Here is a 16,050-nt window from a genome sequence, read left to right on the forward strand (position 1 = left end):
GTGCGCGTCGAGGAGTCAGTCGATGGTCGCGGTCGAGTTCTCCTGGACCACGTGGGCGCACCCGTCCACCCGGCAGGTGTCCTCCAGCAGCGACCGGATGGCGGGCGTCACCCGCAGGTTCTGCGCGAAGCCCACCATGTCCGCGTAGAGCTGGTGGTGGGTGCGCTCGTACCGGCGGCGTTTCGGGATGGCGGTGAGGAAACCGGCTCGGACCGCGCCGGTGAGCACCGAGGCCGGGTCGACGACGCGTCGCCCCGACAGCAGCCCCTTCTCGTCGAGCGAGTCACGCCGGTAGTGCCCGTCCGGCCGGACGAACTTCAGGAACAGGAACCGCAGTTGCAGGGCGGTCGGGCAGGGCCCGACGAACGGCCGTTCCCGACGGCCGTCCGCGCCCAGCAGGCGGGCGAAGTCCGCGACGTCCTCGATCGCCTGGCGGTTGTCGATCTCGGCGGAGACGAACCCGGTGAGCTGCCCGAAGTCGGCCTCGGCGAGAGTCGACAGGCAGGCGTCGAAGCGGGTGCCGTGCAGCGTCGCGTCGGACAGGTCGCAGCCCGTCATGTCGCAGTTCTGGAACCGGGTCGACTCCAGGTTCGCGCCGCGGAAGCTGACCCCGGCCAGCGACAGGTTCGCGAACGTGAGGCCGGACAGGTTCTGCCGCTCCAGCGGGGCGTGCACCAGCAGCCGGTCGCAGTCGGGGAGCCCGAGGAGCACCTGGAGCATGTTGCGGAACGCGGTCGGCGTGACGGTCGCGCCGGCCAGCCGGGTGAGCAGTTCCTCACCGGCCGCGAGTTCCCGGATCCGGGCACAGAGCACCCGGATGGCGAAGGAGTCCGGCGGAAAGGGCCGGCAGTCCAGCAACTGCGCGAACCGCACCGGGTTCACCGCGAAGTACCGGGCGGCCCGGATGCCGATCTGGTGCTCGAAGATCACGTCCTGGGCGAAGCGCACCCGTTGGCGTTCCGAGGCGGCGCGGAAGACCGGCAGCCGGCAGATGGCGTCGGTGCACCGCTCGCGCTCGGCGTCGGAGAGGTCCGGCGGGAGCACGAACTCGGCGAGCTCGCCGATGTCGTGCACCGGCACGCCACGGTTGTCGTTCTCCAGCTCGGCGACGGCGACGTCGCTGATGATGTCGAGCAGGTCCGGCCGGGTGACCATGCTCTCCTGCAACTGCTCCTTCTTGTACTCCCGGTCCATGATCGCGTCCACCGCGTCGTCGACCAGGTTCATCTCCGAGTAGTCGTCCGGGATGCCGTCGGTCTGGCCGAGCGCGACCCGTTCGGCCAGCAGCTCCGCGTAGTAGGGCGTGCCGCAGAGCCGCATCAGTTGCGGCTTCGCGTCCAGGATGCCGAGCAGGCGGTGGTCGTCGTCCTGGAGCCGGATCCGGGCGAACGTCCGGATCGACTCCGGCTGCCACGGCAACAGCCGGAACTCCTCGACGTACTCGTGCGCCACCGCGAGGAAGTCCCGCAGCGCCTGGTTGGAACTGAGCAGCGAGTCCCGCACGCAGAGCAGGATGCGCGGGGTGGTCGGGTTGTCCGGCCGGGCCACGATCTCGCGGATGTACTCGAAGAATTCCGGGTCCTGGGCGATGACCTCGTCCAGCCCGTCCAGCAGCCAGCTCGCGAAACCCCGGGTGAGCATCCACTGGAAGGTCGGCTGCTTGACCGGGCGCGCCACCTCGGTCTGCAACAGCGCGTCGACCATCGGACCCAGCGCCGGCGCGCTGGCCAGCGCCGCGTAGTCCGGCAGCAGCGGCAGCGGCCGGTACGCCCGCCGGAGCTGCTTCTTCGCCTTCTGGAAGTTCCCGTAGAGCGTCGCGAACAGCGACTGGAACAGCACGCTCTTGCCGTAACCGGCGGGCGCGGTCACCAGCACGATCGGCCGCTCCCAGCCGCTCTCGGCGTCGAACCGGCGGGCCAGCTCGGCCAGCAGGTCGGAGCCGACCTGCCCGGTGCCGACCGCCTGGAACGGCTGCGGGGTACGCCCGCGGGCCGCCGCCTCGCCGTCCCGGCTGAGCTGCTGGGCCGCGGTGCCGGCCATCGTCGAGGTCGGCGAGTCGTCCCACTTGAACCGGGCGTCGAAGAACTGGATCGGCACCCGGATGTCCACGTTGTACTCGTGCTTGGCGAGCCGGCGGAAGTCCGTCGACAGGCCCTGGGTGGACTCGACCAGCAGGAACTTCGCACCCGGCGTACGGGCCTCCTCGCCGAAGCGTTGCAGCAGGCTCGCCTCGCGCCGGTGCAGGTCGTCGGCGTCCGGGACGGCCGGGCACCAGACCGTCATGTGCTCACTGTTGTCCGCGTACGCGGCCCGCCTCGCCCGGACCACCTCGCTGCGGCTCTCCCCGGGAACCGACCACCCCTCCGACTCCAGGAACGTCACGGCCTCCTCGTAGAGCGTCATCGCGCATCCTCCATCAGGAATCGAACGGGCTCCCACCGGTCCGGGCGGCCGACGACGTGCAGGAACGCGCAGGCCCGGCTGACCGCGATGTAGCTGGTCGTCCAGTCCTCGTCACCGTCGTCGGCGTACACCACGGCCGGCGCCTCGCACCCGTGGAACTGGCGTACGGTGCAGACCGCCAGCCCGTCGCCGCGCAGTCCGCCGCTGGTCCGCACGCCGTGCTCGGCGAGCAGCCGCCGGATGGCGGCGTGGTTGGTCTGGGTGGCGGTCACCAGCACCGCCTGGGTGGCCGGCAGGTCCTTGAGGACCTCCAGCACCGCGTCGACGCAGGTCGCCGCGAGATCCGTGGTGCCGTCGCCGAACCGGGGCCGCCGGCCGCCCGGCCCGTCGACCGGGGTCTGCGCCCCGGACACCCGCGCCACCAGCTTGGCGATGGGCAGCGTGTTGCGGCAGTTCTCGGTCAGCCAGAACTCGTTGAACGCCCCGCCGGGCCGCCAACTGCCGGACCGTTCGCGCTGGTAGGGGTCGGCGAACAGCACCACCGAGCCGTCGGGCCGGACCAGGTCGCGCAGGGCGACCAGCAGGTCCTCGTCGTGGCTCTGCGCCTCGTCCACGATCAGGCAGTCCAGCGGCCTGCCGTACGCCTCGACGAGACTCATCACCGTGGCCCAGAGCGGCTCGCCCCCGTATCCGCCGAGGCGCTCGGCGCCGAACAGGTCGCACAGGACGTCCTCCGGGTCGCCGGAACTCACCCCGGGCACCCGTAGTTGCCGCCGGATCTCCAGGCGCAGGTCACGCTGCTGGCCGATCACCGCCACCCGCAGCCCTCGGGCGGCCAGTTCCCGGGCCCGTTCCTGGGCCAGCAGCGTCTTGCCGGTCCCGGCCGCGCCGAGCACCAGCGACGCCTGCTTGCCGGAGGTGTCGGCCAGCACCTCCAACTGCCGTCCGGTGAGCCGGATCTGCCGTCGGGTCAGGCGTTCGAGGTCGTCGGCGGCGAGGTCGACGTCGTACTTGAGGGTGCGCGCGACCACGGCGGTCGGCGCCAGCACGTCGAGCGCCCGGTCGAAGTCCGCCCGGCTCGTCCAGCCGTGCTGGTCCCAGTGGGCCATGACCCGCTCCACCAGCACCGGCGCGTGTTCGAGCGAGGCCGCGGTCAGCACGATCGTGTCCGGGGCGTGCGGGCCGAGGTTGCCCGACGGCCGCCCGTCGGTGAAGACGACGCAGTGCCCGGCCGGCACGTGCCGGATGCCGGTGCTGCGGCGCAGCCAGCCGGCCAGCGCGTACCGGTTGCGGACGGCCTGGTCGAACGGGTCGGCGAGCGGGACGTCGTCGCCGCGCCGGCGGGCGAACCACTGCCGGCCGGTGACCCGGTAGGCGCCGTCCTTCACCTCCATGATCAGCAGCCCGTGCCGGGGGTGGAGCAGGACGAAGTCGGCCTCGCCGATCCGCAGGCGCGACTGACCGGCCTCCACGTACGACAGGTTGTGCAGCACGCACCACGAGTCGTTCAGCGCTCGGAGTCGCTCGAAGACGACCCGCTCGCCGCGGGTGGCGTTCGTTCGCAGGTGCTTCGGGTAGAAGCGCGCCAAGATCGCCTCCGGGGTGGAGAACGAACAGGGAACCACATTGTCGGCGCGTCGCCGACCGGCCCTGCTCCACCGGAATTGCCGTCCTGGATGGACTTTCGGTCATCCTACGGTCACACGCCGCACACCGAAACGCTTCGACGGCGTCGCACAACTGACGGAGATCGTGCCCGAACGGATGAAGCGGCAGAGGGAGGACAGGGGGCCAGAATTCGGAAACGACGTACGGCTCGATCAGCTCGGGGAGGAGCCGCGGATGCCGGCCGGGAACAAGGGTGTCCTGCTCGTCGACTGGGACAATCTCAGCAGCGCGGTGATCAAGCGTGGCCATCTGGCCGAGCGGGGCATCGTCGACGCGCTGTGGCGCGACGCGACCACGAGGTGCGGCGGCCACCTGCACTACAAGCACATGGCGGCGGTGCGGTTCGACGGCACCATCACCACCGCCATGGCCGAGCACCTCATCGACGCCGACGTGGTGGTCAGCCTCAAGGAGCAGGCCGACATCCACCTGACCGTGCTGGCCATGGACTACCTGCACCAGGGGTGCGACCACTTCGTCCTGGTCACCGGCGACCAGGACTTCATCCCGCTGATCCGCCGGCTGCTGCGCGACGGTTGCCTGGTGACGGTGGTCTACGGCGACCCGGACCGGCTCTCCCCCCAGTTCCGGGGCATCCTCACGCTGCCCGGGCTGGACTCGCTCTGCATCGACGACATCTACGCCCTGCGGAAGCTGCCGCCGTCCACCTGCCGGGACGTGATCGGCCTGCTCGAACTGCAACGCCGGGGGTTCATTCTGGGCGGCCGGGAGACCGGTGAGCGCACGGCGCTGCTGGCCGACTGGAGGATCCTGGAGAACGAGGACGAGAGCCGATACTGGGCGCTGGTCGAGTCCGTCGGGCGGAAGGTCACCCGCACCGACGCGGCGGCCCGCGACAAGTCCGGGTTCTCGCCCCGCAGCATGACCCGCACCTACCTCGACGTCGCCCCGGGGCGGTTCACCGACCTCGTGGCCGTCGACTTCGTCCTGCGGCGGCTCGCCGCCCGGCCGAAGGGTTACACCCTCGCCCAGTTGCGCACCGGGCCGCTCCAGACCGACGACGGGCCCCGGCTGCACCGGGTGCTCGACGCGCTCACCGGCGTGCGGCTGGTGCGCAAGGGCGCCGACGACACCTACGCGGTGACCGTGGACGACCTGGCGCTGGGCTACCTGGAGCCGCTGTGGCGGGTGCACGCGGCGCTGACCATGGAGTGCTACCGGCGGCAGCGGCGCTCGATCCCCTACCGGAACCTCACCAATCTGGTCGGCGCCAGCGGCGTCGGGCAGGGGCCGGACCGGCGCGCCGCCGGCCGGATCAACCAGGTCGTCCGGTACGCCGCCGCGGCCGGCGTGGTCGACGCCGTCGCGGTCGACGGCGAGCGCCACGCGATCACCGTCGACTCGCCGCTCACCCGCCCGATCGAGGCCGCCTACCACGAGCTCTACCGCGCGTTCGCCGACCGCGCGCCGAGCCCGGTGCCGGAGAACGAGATCCTCGAGTTCATGACGGTGCGGGACCGGACCCGGGCCGAGCCGGTGTTCGGCTACGACTCCCGCGACCGGCACCGGATCCTGCGCGTCCTCGCCCAGTCCCGGGCGCTCACCTGGCGGGACGAGAAGGTCACCGTGCCCCGGACGCGCTGGGGCGACTCCGGCTCGTCGTCCGCCTAGGGGCACCGGTGCTGCGCCGAACGGCGGCCCGCCTGCGCGCCCTGCGCCGGTACGGGCTGACGCTCGCCGGGACGGTCGCGGTGTGCGCCGCCGTCGCCGCGGTCGTGGTGGCCGTCGCCTGGCCCACCCCGCGCGCCGCCCCGGTCGTCGGCTCCTTCGCCGCCATCGCCTCCACCGTCGGGGCGCTCGCCGCGATCCACCTCTCCCGGCAGGCGCTGGCCCGCACCGACCGGCAGCTCGAGGAGTCGCGCCGGTCGCTGGTGCTGAGCCGGTACCCGCTGCTGCTGCCGGTGCACCAGGCGGTGGCGTTCCCGGACTCCGGCGGCATGCTGGCCCAGCATCCGCCCGCCGAGGAGCGGTTCGCGCTCGCCTCCGCACCGGCGCCGGCGTACGCGTTCCTCGCGGTCACGAAGGACCGGCTGGTGATCCCGGTGGAGAACGTCGGCGCCGGGCCCGCGCTGCGGGTCAGCGGCAGGCTGTGGTGCTCGGACGGCCGCAGCGGGCCGGTGACCGGTGTGCCGGCGCTCGGCGCCGGCCACAGCGGCGTGTTGGCGGCCGTGCTGCGCGGCGACGGGCGGCCGGTGCCGGCGGAACTGCGGGCGCTGGTGGCGGGCGACGGCGGGCCGGCCGTCGCCTACCAGCTCGACCTCGACTACGTGGACGTCTTCGGCCACGCCCGCCGGAACACGGCCCTGTTCGACCCGCGCGGGCGCGGCGCCTGGCACCAGTTGCCGGGGACCGAACCCGGCGCGCAGTGAGCCCGGCCCCGCCGGAAAGGGGAAAGCCCCAGCACAGAGGCTGGGGCCGGGTATTGAGACGGCTCGGACCACGACTACATGTCAGCTCATCGTCGCCAGCCACCATCTCCCCTATGAGCAAGGGTAGGGTCACCCTCCGCAAGCGTCAACTCGGTCACCCGTACGGTTCGGGTCGCCGATCAGGTCACCGACGCCGCACCCACGTCAGGCCCGGTGTGCGTCGAGGTGGGTGAGGACGGTCTGGTTGGCCTCCCAGCCGTCCGGGAACTTCACCGGCACGTCCAGGTGCACCCGCTCGGTCGACGGGTAGGCGTCGAGCAGCTCGCCGATGCCGGCCCGGGCCACCACCACGCAGGCGTGCCGATGCCGGGACGCCAGCACGCACAGCCGCCCCGACTCCAGGTGGAACGCGGTGGCGTCGCGCCGGCCGGAGAGCGGGTGCAGCACGATCGTCACGTCGTACTCCCGGCCCTGGAGCCGGTTGGCGGTGTCCACGGTGATGCCCGCGCCGGCCGCGCCCAGCCGGGAGCGGATGGCCGCGACCTGATCGCGGTGGGCGGCGCCGACGGCGATCCGGTCGGCGGTGACCGGCGCGCCGCCGGGCGCGGCCTCGCTGACCGCGACCGCGCCGCGCGCCAGCACCCGCAGCGCCAGCTCCGCGCAGGCCGCGGCGGCCTCGGCGTCGGTACGCACGGTGTGCCGGGCGGGCAGCTCGTGCAGCGCCCAGCCGGTGGCGGCGGCCAGCTCGACCGAGGCGTCGTAGCCGTCACCGGGGCCCGGCCGGGTGAACGTGAGCGCCCGGTCGGCCGGTCCGGTGCCGGCGCGGAACCCGGTGAACGGGTAGAACGCGGCGGACACCACCGGGGCGGCGGAGGCGGGCAGCCGCCACGACACCGGCAGCCGGTGCACCGGCAGCTCCGGGTTGTGCCGCAGCAGCGTGGCCACCGCCGACTGCATCGGGTCCCAGGTCAGGCCGGTCCAGCGGGCGGTCTCGACGGTGGAGAACGGGTCGAGCTGCCCGGGGTCGCCGACGAACAGCGCCCGCTCGAACCGCCCGGCCACGCGCAGCAGCGCGTCCGCGCGCATCTGGTACGCCTCGTCCACGATAGCCCACGGCCAGGTGCCCTCGGTGACGGTGGCCCACTTGGCCGCCGTACCGATGGTCACGGCCGGCCCACCGAGGTCGGCGACCTTCGCGGCGACCCGGACCGTCGGGTGCTCCCGGACCCGCTCGGTGGGCTGGTAGTCGGCCGCGGAGAGCCGGCCGATGCGCAGCTCGGGCGCCCTGCGGGCGAGCCGGTCGACGAGGTCGTCGACCTGCTCGTTGGTCTGCGCCACGACTATCAGCGGGTCGCCGGTGGCGGCCAGCTCGTCGGCCGCGCGGACCACCAGGGTCGACTTGCCAGCACCTGGCGGTGAGTCGACGACGACACCCCGGTGAACACCCGAGTGCAGGTCGGACAGTACGGCGGTGATGACGCGCTCGGCCTCGAACGCGGACGGCATGTCCAACACACGCGTCGATTCCATCCTTGGCACGACGCATGACCCTACCGGCGGAGAGCCGAACACCGAGAAAACGCGACACGCGCTCATCACTCAGGGCAGCGAAGCGAGTGCTCTACGTATAATCTTGCTGACCTATGCGCCCGCAGAGCCGACACCGGTCGCCGCAGCGACTGATCATGCATTTCACCCACATCGACAATCTGCCGGCGATCTTCGAAGCGCGCCGCCTCCTGGCGGACACTGCGGTCGCCAGCCGGCTGGTCACGAACGTCGGCGCCGTGGACATCAAGGCGAGCAGGCGGCAACGGCTCGTGCCCTGCCCGCCGGGCGGCGTGGTCGCCGATTACGTCCCGTTCTACTTCGCGCCCCGCTCACCGATGATGTACCGCATCGCATGTGAACACCGCGACGGCAGGGTGAACTGCTATCCGGGCGGCGACGACCCGTTGGTCTACCTGGTGAGCACCACCGCACGGGTGGACGACGCCGGCCTGACCTGGGTGGCGAGCGACGGCAACTGCGCCGCCACGGTGACTCGGTTCACCGCGGTCGCCGACGAACTGGCCGATCTCGTTGATTGGTCGCTGATGCGGGAGCGGATCTGGCGAGACACCTCGGAGGACCCGGACCGCAGGCGCCGGCGGCTCGCGGAGTTCCTCGTTCACCGGGAGTTCCCGCTGCGCCTGGTCGCCGGGTACGCCGTACGGACAGCCGCTCGGCGGGAACAGTTGACGCAGGTCCTGCACGCTGCTGGCATCATCGACGCGTACGTTGGTGTCAGACCCGACTGGTACTACGGCTTCGAACGGGGGGAGGTGCGCGAATGATCATCATCAGCCATGGCAACCTGCTGACGGCGGACGCCGAGGCGTTGGTGAACACGGTCAACACCGTGGGCGTGATGGGCAAGGGCATCGCTCTCCAGTTCAAGCGCGCCTACCCGGCCAACTTCACCGCCTACCGGGCCGCCTGCGCGGCTGAGAAAGTGACGTTGGGCAGGATGTTCGTCTTCGATTCGGCACGGATGGGCCCTCGCCGCTTCATCATCAACTTTCCGACGAAGGGCCACTGGAAGTCCCGCTCCCGGCTGGGCGACATCGAAGCCGGCCTGGCCGACCTGGTCCGGGTGATTCGCGAGCGTCAGATCTCCTCCGTTGCGGTCCCGGCACTCGGGTGCGGTAACGGCGGCCTGGAGTGGCCGGTGATCCGTTCCCGGATCGAGCAGGCCTTCGCCGCGCTGCCCGACGTCCGCGTCCTGTTGTTCCCCCCGGAGGGCGCCCCGGACCCGGCCGAGATGCCGTTCGACACCCCCCGGCCCGCGCTCACCGCAGGACGCGCCGTCCTGCTGCGAGCGATCGAACGTTATCTGCGGCAGGCCCAGGCCGCCGAGCCACGGGACGGGGTCACCACCCTGGAGATCCAGAAGATCGCCTACTTCCTCCAGACGCTGGGCGAGCCGTTGCGCCTCGACTTCACGAGAGGCAGGTACGGCCCGTACGCGGAAAGCCTGAACGCGGTGCTCGACCGGCTCGAAGGTCACTACCTCGTCGGCTTCGGCGACCGTTCCTCGCGGGTGGAGGAGTTGCGTCCGATCCGGCTGACGGGCCGCGCTGCCGACGACCTGGACGTCTGGTTCGCCTCGGCGCACCACCCGGCGGAGACCCTTGACCGGTTCGCCGAGCTCGTCCGGGGCTTCGAGGGCCCCTACACCGTGGAACTCCTCGCCACCGTGCACTACGCCGCGCAGACGACCCCCGTGACCCGCGACCTGGTCGAGTTGGTGGAGCGGGTGCGCGCCTGGAGCGGGCGCAAGGCTCGCCTCTTCACTGCCGCCCACGTGCACACGGCGTACGAGAGACTCGAATCGGCCGGGCTCCTTCCCCGCATGGCCTCGTCTTCGGTCTGAGCCGATCCGGCGCGACCGGACAGCTTCCTCATCCGTCCACCCGGATGGTTGCCAAAGGCAACCATGTGGCGTACGAACGACGTGACTGTCACTCCGGTGGATACGACGGTGACCCCGTCGGCCGGAACCGCACACCCGACAAGGGGGGCCAATGGCACGCAGCCGGATCGCCGGTACCGCAGCCATCGCACTCGTCCTACCGTTCCTCGGCGTCCTGCCCGCCACGGCCGCGTCGGCCGCTCCCGCCAAGGCGAAGGCCAAGCCGGTCCTCGACGACACCCGCGAGCTGACCCGCAAGGACTTCACGCTCGACGGCAAGCCGGTGAAGACCCCGGCCCGCTACCAGAAGCGCGCCCAGGCACGGTCGAAGGCCGCCGCGGCCACCACCCCGCCGGTCGGCACGGTCCGGCAGTGGCTGGGCATGGACGACTTCGAGGGCACCTACTACCGCAAGAACTACACGCTGCGCGGCGTCGGCGACAACGTCGAGGTGTGGGTGGCCGACGACATCGCGTTCCCGGCCGACGACTGCCGCAACCAGATCCCCACGTCGACGCAGATCACCGACGCCCAGGTGCAGAGTTTCGTGCACGAGTTCGACACGAACATGTACCCGAAGGAGACGGTGGCGTTCAGCCGGCCGCCGGACCGCGACGGCAGCAACTCGCAGATCCCCCCGGACGCGCAGGGCAACGGCGGCGACTACACCGGCGGCGGCAACAAGACGGTCACCCTGATCGACAACGTCCGGGACGACAACTTCTACGAGTTCCCGGCCGCGCCGACCTACATCGCCGGCTTCTTCTCGGCCCAGCTCAACGAGCTGTTCGACCGCAACGTGATGACCGTCGACGCGTTCGACTGGCTGCACCGCACCGGGGCGAACCCGCCGGACGAGCCGACCGCCGACCTGTGCACCAGCCGCCCGGCCCGCCCGTTCAGCTACGAGGGCACGTTCGCCCACGAGTGGCAGCACCTGGCGCACTACTACAGCGACCCGTTCGAGACCACCTGGATGAACGAGGGCCTGTCCGACTTCGCGCAGACCCTCACCGGGTACGTGAACACCAAGGCCACCGTCTTCGACCGGGGCGCGGACAGCCACCTCTACTGCCAGCAGGGCTTCGGCACGGTGCAGACGCCGTACAACGCGAACCCGCGTGACTGCGGCGGCCCGGAGAACTCGCTCAACCTGTGGGGCGAGAGCCCGAACCCGAACGCGGTGCTCGCCGACTACGGCAACGCGTACGCGTTCATCCAGTTCCTGTACGACCGCTACGGCAACGACATCGTGCACCGGCTGCACAACGACGCCGACCTGCAGGGCCTGGCCAGCCTGGACGCGGCCCTCAAGGCCGAGGGCGCGAAGAACATGTACCAGGTGATCCACGACTACCAGACCATGACGCTGGTCGACAAGATCGTCGGGGAGTCGCGTGCCGGCATCATGCTCGGCGTACCGAAGAGCCGGGTGACCACGAAGAGCCTGCGCTCCACCGTCAACCTGGCCAACCCGGCCGCGTACGCCACGCCCGGCGCGGCGCCCAACGGCGCCGACTACGTCCCGCTGGCGAAGGCCGACGGGACCGTGCTGCGCGGCCGTGACCTGCGGTCGCTGTCGTTCCAGGGCGCGAAGACGCTGCCGGCGCTGCCGCTGGCCTGGACCGTGGAGAACAACGACCCGGACCGTCCCGGCAACCCGGTGCTGTTCTCCGGAAACGCCAACAACACCGACGCCGCCGCGGTCACCCCGGTGACCGTGCCGACCGCCGACCCGACGTTGCGCTTTCTCGCCAAGTACGGCGCGGAGCTCGGCTTCGACTACGGCTACGTGGTGGTCTCCACCGACGGCGGCGCCACCTACACGGCGATCGCCGGCGACCGGACCACCGACGGCCCGCTCGGCCCGGCGCTGAACGGCACCACCGACGGGTTCGAGCCGCACAGCTTCGACCTGTCGGCGTACGCCGGCAAGAACATCCTGCTCGGCTTCCGCTACGTCAGCGACGGCGGTGTCAACGAGGGCGGTCTGCGCGTCGACGACGTCACGGTCGGCGGGGCCACGGTCAGCGACGGCAGCAGCCTCGCCGCGTTCGACTCGCCCACCGAGATCAAGCCGATCGCCGTGCACAACTGGAACGTGCGGCTCATCGGCCTGGACGAGAAGGCCTCGCTGGCCTGGCAGTTCGAGTTCGACGGCAAGTCGAGCCTGACCCTCAACCGGGTACAGCTCGCGCTGCTCGCGCTCTTCCCGAAGGTGGTCGCCGTGGTCGCCTACGACGAGCCCACCGAGCAGGTCCAGCAGTACGCCCCGTACACGCTGAAGGTCAACGGCGTGGCCCAGAAAGGCGGGGCCCCCTTTTAACGGATCCGGTATAGGCGGGGCCCCCGCTTAACACCTCACCCGGCCCGCCCGAGCACCCGCGATGGTGCTCGGGCGGGGCCGTTTCCGGGTAGAACTGCGGGCATGAGTGAAGCGCCGGTGCTCCACCTGATCGTCTGCGCCGCTCCCCCGGCCCAGCGGATCGGCGAACTCGCCGAGCTGCTCACCGACGACGGCTGGCGGGTCTGCCTGATCGCCACCCCGACCGCCGCGACCTGGCTCGACCGCGACGCGCTCGCCGCCCGGACCGGTCATCCGGTACGCGTGCAGTGGCGCCGCCCCGGCGACCCCGAGCCGCACCCGCCGGCCGACGCCGCCGCGGTCGTCCCGGCCACGTTCAACACGCTTAACAAGTGGGCGGCCGGCGCGAGCGACACGCTGGCCCTGGGCGTCCTCAACGAGCTGCTCGGCGCTGGCCTGCCGATCCACGTGTTCCCCCGGGTCAACGCCGCGTTGTCGGCGCATCCCGCGTACGCGCCGAACCTGCGGCGGTTGCGGGAGGCGGGCGTGGTGGTGCACGGCGGGGACGTGCTGCGCGCGCCGGACGAGATGACGCCGAGCCGCTGGGCGGTGGTGGTCGACGCGCTGCGCTCGGCCCGTCGCCCTACGAGGGATCCCGACGAGCGGTGAGCCGCCGCGCCAAGTAATGGCCGACGAGAGTCACTCCACCGCCAAGGAGGACACCCCGCGCAAGGTGGACAGCGGGACGTTTCGGCACCGGGTCGCTCAATTCCGGGCGGGCCGGTGCCGCGTCTTCTGCTGAGCCCGCCGCGACAGCCGCCTGGTAACACCGGTCCATGACCAGGGTGAAGCGACGGGCCCGGCGCGACGTCTCGGCCTTCATCCGCGGCCCCCTCGCCTCCGCCCAGAAGCGTCGCCCGGCGGCGCCCTTGAAGAACTGGTCGGCCAGCACTTCGAGATGGGGTTCGCTGAGCGTGTCCACCTCCCACATGAGCTGCCAGTGGGTGACGATCAGATTGCTGTAGACGTGTTTGCGGAACCAGCCCAGGTCCGTCGACTGCTCGATCGGCCCCCAGCACTCCAACAGGTCGGGGTCGTCGATGGCCATCTTGAGCAGGTCGGTGTGCAGCGCGCGAAGTGCCTGCTCCCGAGCCGCCTTGGCCTCACGCGCCTGAACGATCAGCGAAGCCACGACCCCGATCAGCGCAAGGCCGGCGAGGATGGCGGAGGCCGCACCGTACGCCTGGCCGACGTTGCCGAGCAGAGGCCAGTCGTAGCCGGGACGGTCACCGATCCAGAGCAGACCGATCGGCGTGAAGAGCACGGCGGCGAGGATGGCCAGCACGGCGAGCAGGAGTGCGGTCGGCGTCGCCGACCGGCGGGCCAGACTGGTGACCATCCGCGTTCGGGGCACGCCTGCCTCCAGGTTCGCTGGTGCGGGCAGGCTACTACGGGCGGGCGGCGGAAGGCGTCCGGCCGTCGACCTCACGACGGAAGAACGAATCGAGCGGCTCGGTCTGGTCGAGCAACGCCAGGACCTGGGACCGGCAGCCCTCGACGACCTCTGGCTCGACGATCTTCTCCGCGCCGACCGGAACCCCTGCGTCGTCGTACCGGACGTCGTAGACGGCCCGGCTGCCGGCCACCATCAGCTCCGGCACCCGGCCGTGTTCCCGCTCCAGCTCCGACACGGCCTCCGCGTCGAGCACACCGATCCGCTCCCCCGCCTCGGCCCGGAAGCGGAGGAAGTTCAACTCCCAGATCAGGTACGGCGTGAGTGGCAGCTCCACGATCCGCAGGCGGTGCAGCCCGGAGCCCAATCCGTCGAGGTGGGCGAAGAACTGCGCCAGCTCAGGGTTGGGCTCGGCGGCGATCCGTAACGCCTCGTCCCACCGGCCGGCGGCGAACGCCTCCCAGCTCGGGCTGCCCGGCTCTCGGAACGTCTGGGCCCGCTCGGTCTTGAGGATCACCCCGTCGACGGTCTCCACCGTGGCGTAGAAGTCGGCCTCGTACTCGGGCAGGCTCAGCTGCCGGGCGGATGCCGTCCGCAGGAGGTCACGCATCCGGAATGTCCGGCTTGGCGGCACGGATCATGCTGCGCGGGATGACGACCAGCCGCTCGTCCCGGCCGACGCTGACACCGTCCGGCAGGCGCCCGTCGTACGCGTCCGTGAGGTCGCGGCCGATGACGGCCACGTCGCCGTTGGAGAGTTCCCAGATGTCGGGGCAGGTGGTCGTGCCGCCGCTCTCGCCCAGCTCGGCGGCGGACCGCCCGAGTCGCCGGGCGAACGTCGCCGCCGGTTCCGCTTCCCATCGACCAGCCATCGCCAACTCCTCGGAGTAACGGATCGAGCACTCAGAATAGTCAGGACACGCGACGGGACGCGCATGGGTTTTCGCGAACTGAAGTAGATCTCCGACCGGTCAGCGGGAGCGGGGCACCTGACGGTTGAACCGAGGACGCAGCGCCAGGACCAGCGCTTCCTTCGTACCCTCGGGGTTGTCGGTCTCCTGCCAGCGGACCTCGCAGCGCCCCAGCCACCCGGCGATGTCGTCGCGGGTGGCGGCCCGGCCCGGGGTGTCGAGGAGCTGGCCGACCTGGTCGTGCAGCACCGACGAGTCGCGGTTGCCGGTGAGGTGCTGCCGCAGCCGGGCGCGCAGGTCGCCGGTGTAGCCGACGTAGGCGACCACGCCGCCGTCGAGCACCAGGTGCACGCCGGGCGCGGCGGGCGCGCCGGCGACGACGTCCTTGGTGTACGGCCGGGGCGGCGTGAACCCGGCCAGCAGGTCTTCGGTGTGCGGCACGCGAGGGACGGTACCGGCGCCCGGATCATCGCGTGGCCCCGCACGACTCGACGTGACGGAGCGTTCACCCGTCCACGGGGGAAACCGGGTTCAGCAGGTGGTCGAGGCCGGTCATGGTGACCTGGAAGTCGATCCGGTCGGCGGCGTGGAACCGGCGGAAGAACCAGTTCGGTACCCGGGGTTGGGTGCACCGGGTGCGGTAGAGCAGGTCCTGCACCTGTCGGGCCACGGTGAGCAGGTCGGCGGCGGCCGATGGGTCACGCACGGCCGAGGTGACCCGGTCGTGGACGACGGCGGCGGCCCGGTCGCGTTCGACGGCGACGTCGCGCTGCCCGCGGTAGATCTCGACGCCCAGCAGCAGCGCGCCGAGCGACGGCACGAACCAGGCGAGCAGCAGGTGGGCGACGGTCAGGCCGGCGAGCACGCCGTGGACGACGCCGACCGCCGCCCAGGCCGCGACGGCGGCGAGCACGGTGTACGCGTAGCGGCGGCGCAGCCGGGCCCCCCAGCCGAGGCTCTGTTGCTGGCAGGCCAGCACGTCGTAGGGCGCGGGCAGTTCCGGGATCTCGTAGTAGTCGCGCAGGTAGCGCTCGGTGCCCCGGAACGCGCGGTCGAGCCGGCTGATGTCAGGCGCGGTGACCCGCTCTCCGGCCGCCACCTCGTTCCAGGGCAGGCCGAACAGGTCGACGTCGAACATCTCCTGAATGGTGGCGGCCCGCCGGAGTTGCCCGCGTGACCAGGTGGCGAGCCCGAGCGCGTTGACCACGGCCCACAGCGCGCCGAGCGCGGTGACGGCGGTGGCCGACACGCCGGTGAAGGCGACGGTGGCGCCGGCGCCGGCGACCGCCACGGACACCGAGGTACGCAGCGCGTCGAGGCGTTGGGCGCGGGAGTGGCAGACGGACATGGCCCGTAGCAGCGCCATCATGGTCGGCTCGGTCTGGTGCCTGAGCAGGGAATCAGTTCGTTCCGGCACGCGATCCTCCCGCCTGAGCATCCATCCCGGTAGATGTTACTTCCGGTCA

The 16,050-nt window shown here is 71.5% G+C and carries 14 protein-coding genes; 6 read left to right on the forward strand and 8 right to left on the reverse strand.

The annotated features are described in order from the left end of the window. Positions 1 to 15: 15 nt before the first annotated feature. A complete protein-coding gene (locus tag ACGFI2_RS02540) occupies positions 16 to 2,403 on the reverse strand; it encodes a pentapeptide repeat-containing protein (RefSeq protein ID WP_393509388.1) in 2,388 nt (795 codons plus the stop codon). Beyond that, a complete protein-coding gene (locus ACGFI2_RS02545) occupies positions 2,400 to 3,992 on the reverse strand; it encodes an NERD domain-containing protein (RefSeq protein ID WP_393509391.1) in 1,593 nt (530 codons plus the stop codon). The genes ACGFI2_RS02540 and ACGFI2_RS02545 overlap by 4 nt, the downstream gene beginning before the upstream one ends. 253 nt (positions 3,993 to 4,245) lie before the next feature. Between ACGFI2_RS02545 and ACGFI2_RS02550 the strand changes: the two genes are divergently transcribed. Beyond that, positions 4,246 to 5,703: an NYN domain-containing protein gene (locus tag ACGFI2_RS02550; protein WP_393509393.1), complete on the forward strand. Its 1,458-nt coding sequence runs from the start codon at positions 4,246 to 4,248 to the stop codon at positions 5,701 to 5,703. Positions 5,704 to 5,711: 8 nt separating this feature from the next. Next, positions 5,712 to 6,461, forward strand: coding sequence for a hypothetical protein (locus tag ACGFI2_RS02555; RefSeq protein WP_393509396.1), 750 nt, complete (start codon positions 5,712 to 5,714; stop codon positions 6,459 to 6,461). A gap of 204 nt (positions 6,462 to 6,665) precedes the next feature. Here ACGFI2_RS02555 and ACGFI2_RS02560 read toward each other — a convergent pair whose 3' ends face one another. Continuing rightward, positions 6,666 to 7,991: an AAA family ATPase gene (locus ACGFI2_RS02560; RefSeq protein ID WP_393509399.1), complete on the reverse strand. Its 1,326-nt coding sequence runs from the start codon at positions 7,989 to 7,991 to the stop codon at positions 6,666 to 6,668. A 155-nt stretch (positions 7,992 to 8,146) separates the two neighbouring features. Between ACGFI2_RS02560 and ACGFI2_RS02565 the strand changes: the two genes are divergently transcribed. The 4 genes from ACGFI2_RS02565 (at position 8,147) to ACGFI2_RS02580 (ending at position 12,889) form a co-directional block, all read left to right on the forward strand. Further along, entirely contained in the window at positions 8,147 to 8,797 is a 651-nt protein-coding gene (locus tag ACGFI2_RS02565; RefSeq protein ID WP_393509402.1) for a DUF4433 domain-containing protein, read from the forward strand. After that, positions 8,794 to 9,876 carry a macro domain-containing protein gene (locus tag ACGFI2_RS02570; protein ID WP_393509405.1) on the forward strand — a complete coding sequence of 361 codons (1,083 nt, stop codon included), beginning with the start codon at positions 8,794 to 8,796 and terminating at the stop codon, positions 9,874 to 9,876. Before ACGFI2_RS02565 ends, ACGFI2_RS02570 begins: the two co-directional genes overlap by 4 nt. Positions 9,877 to 10,027: 151 nt before the next feature. Then, positions 10,028 to 12,241 carry a choice-of-anchor J domain-containing protein gene (locus tag ACGFI2_RS02575; protein ID WP_393509408.1) on the forward strand — a complete coding sequence of 738 codons (2,214 nt, stop codon included), beginning with the start codon at positions 10,028 to 10,030 and terminating at the stop codon, positions 12,239 to 12,241. A 102-nt stretch (positions 12,242 to 12,343) separates the two neighbouring features. Further along, on the forward strand, positions 12,344 to 12,889 hold the full coding sequence (locus ACGFI2_RS02580) for a flavoprotein (protein WP_393509411.1): 546 nt from the start codon (positions 12,344 to 12,346) through the stop codon (positions 12,887 to 12,889). Here ACGFI2_RS02580 and ACGFI2_RS02585 read toward each other — a convergent pair. The 5 genes from ACGFI2_RS02585 to ACGFI2_RS02605 all read right to left on the reverse strand — a co-directional run bounded on the left by ACGFI2_RS02585 (position 12,864) and on the right by ACGFI2_RS02605 (position 16,001). After that, complete coding sequence (locus ACGFI2_RS02585; protein ID WP_393509414.1) at positions 12,864 to 13,619, reverse strand: DUF6082 family protein; 756 nt, start codon at positions 13,617 to 13,619, stop codon at positions 12,864 to 12,866. The two genes, ACGFI2_RS02580 and ACGFI2_RS02585, sit on opposite strands and share 26 nt — an antisense overlap. A 49-nt stretch (positions 13,620 to 13,668) precedes the next feature. Further along, a complete protein-coding gene (locus ACGFI2_RS02590; RefSeq protein WP_393509417.1) occupies positions 13,669 to 14,283 on the reverse strand; it encodes a DUF6879 family protein in 615 nt (204 codons plus the stop codon). Further along, the gene (locus tag ACGFI2_RS02595) at positions 14,276 to 14,545 is read right to left on the reverse strand and encodes a hypothetical protein (protein WP_393509420.1); all 270 of its coding nucleotides are present in this window, start codon (positions 14,543 to 14,545) and stop codon (positions 14,276 to 14,278) included. The genes ACGFI2_RS02590 and ACGFI2_RS02595 overlap by 8 nt, the downstream gene beginning before the upstream one ends. Before the next feature lie 99 nt (positions 14,546 to 14,644). Next, positions 14,645 to 15,025, reverse strand: coding sequence for a hypothetical protein (locus ACGFI2_RS02600; RefSeq protein WP_393509423.1), 381 nt, complete (start codon positions 15,023 to 15,025; stop codon positions 14,645 to 14,647). 64 nt (positions 15,026 to 15,089) lie between these two features. After that, positions 15,090 to 16,001, reverse strand: a complete 912-nt coding sequence (locus ACGFI2_RS02605; RefSeq protein WP_393509426.1) for an S-4TM family putative pore-forming effector — start codon at positions 15,999 to 16,001, stop codon at positions 15,090 to 15,092. Between the last annotated feature and the right edge of the window lie 49 nt (positions 16,002 to 16,050).

Source organism: Micromonospora sp. NPDC049282, assembly GCF_043197045.1.
Classification (GTDB): Bacteria; Actinomycetota; Actinomycetes; order Mycobacteriales; family Micromonosporaceae; genus Micromonospora.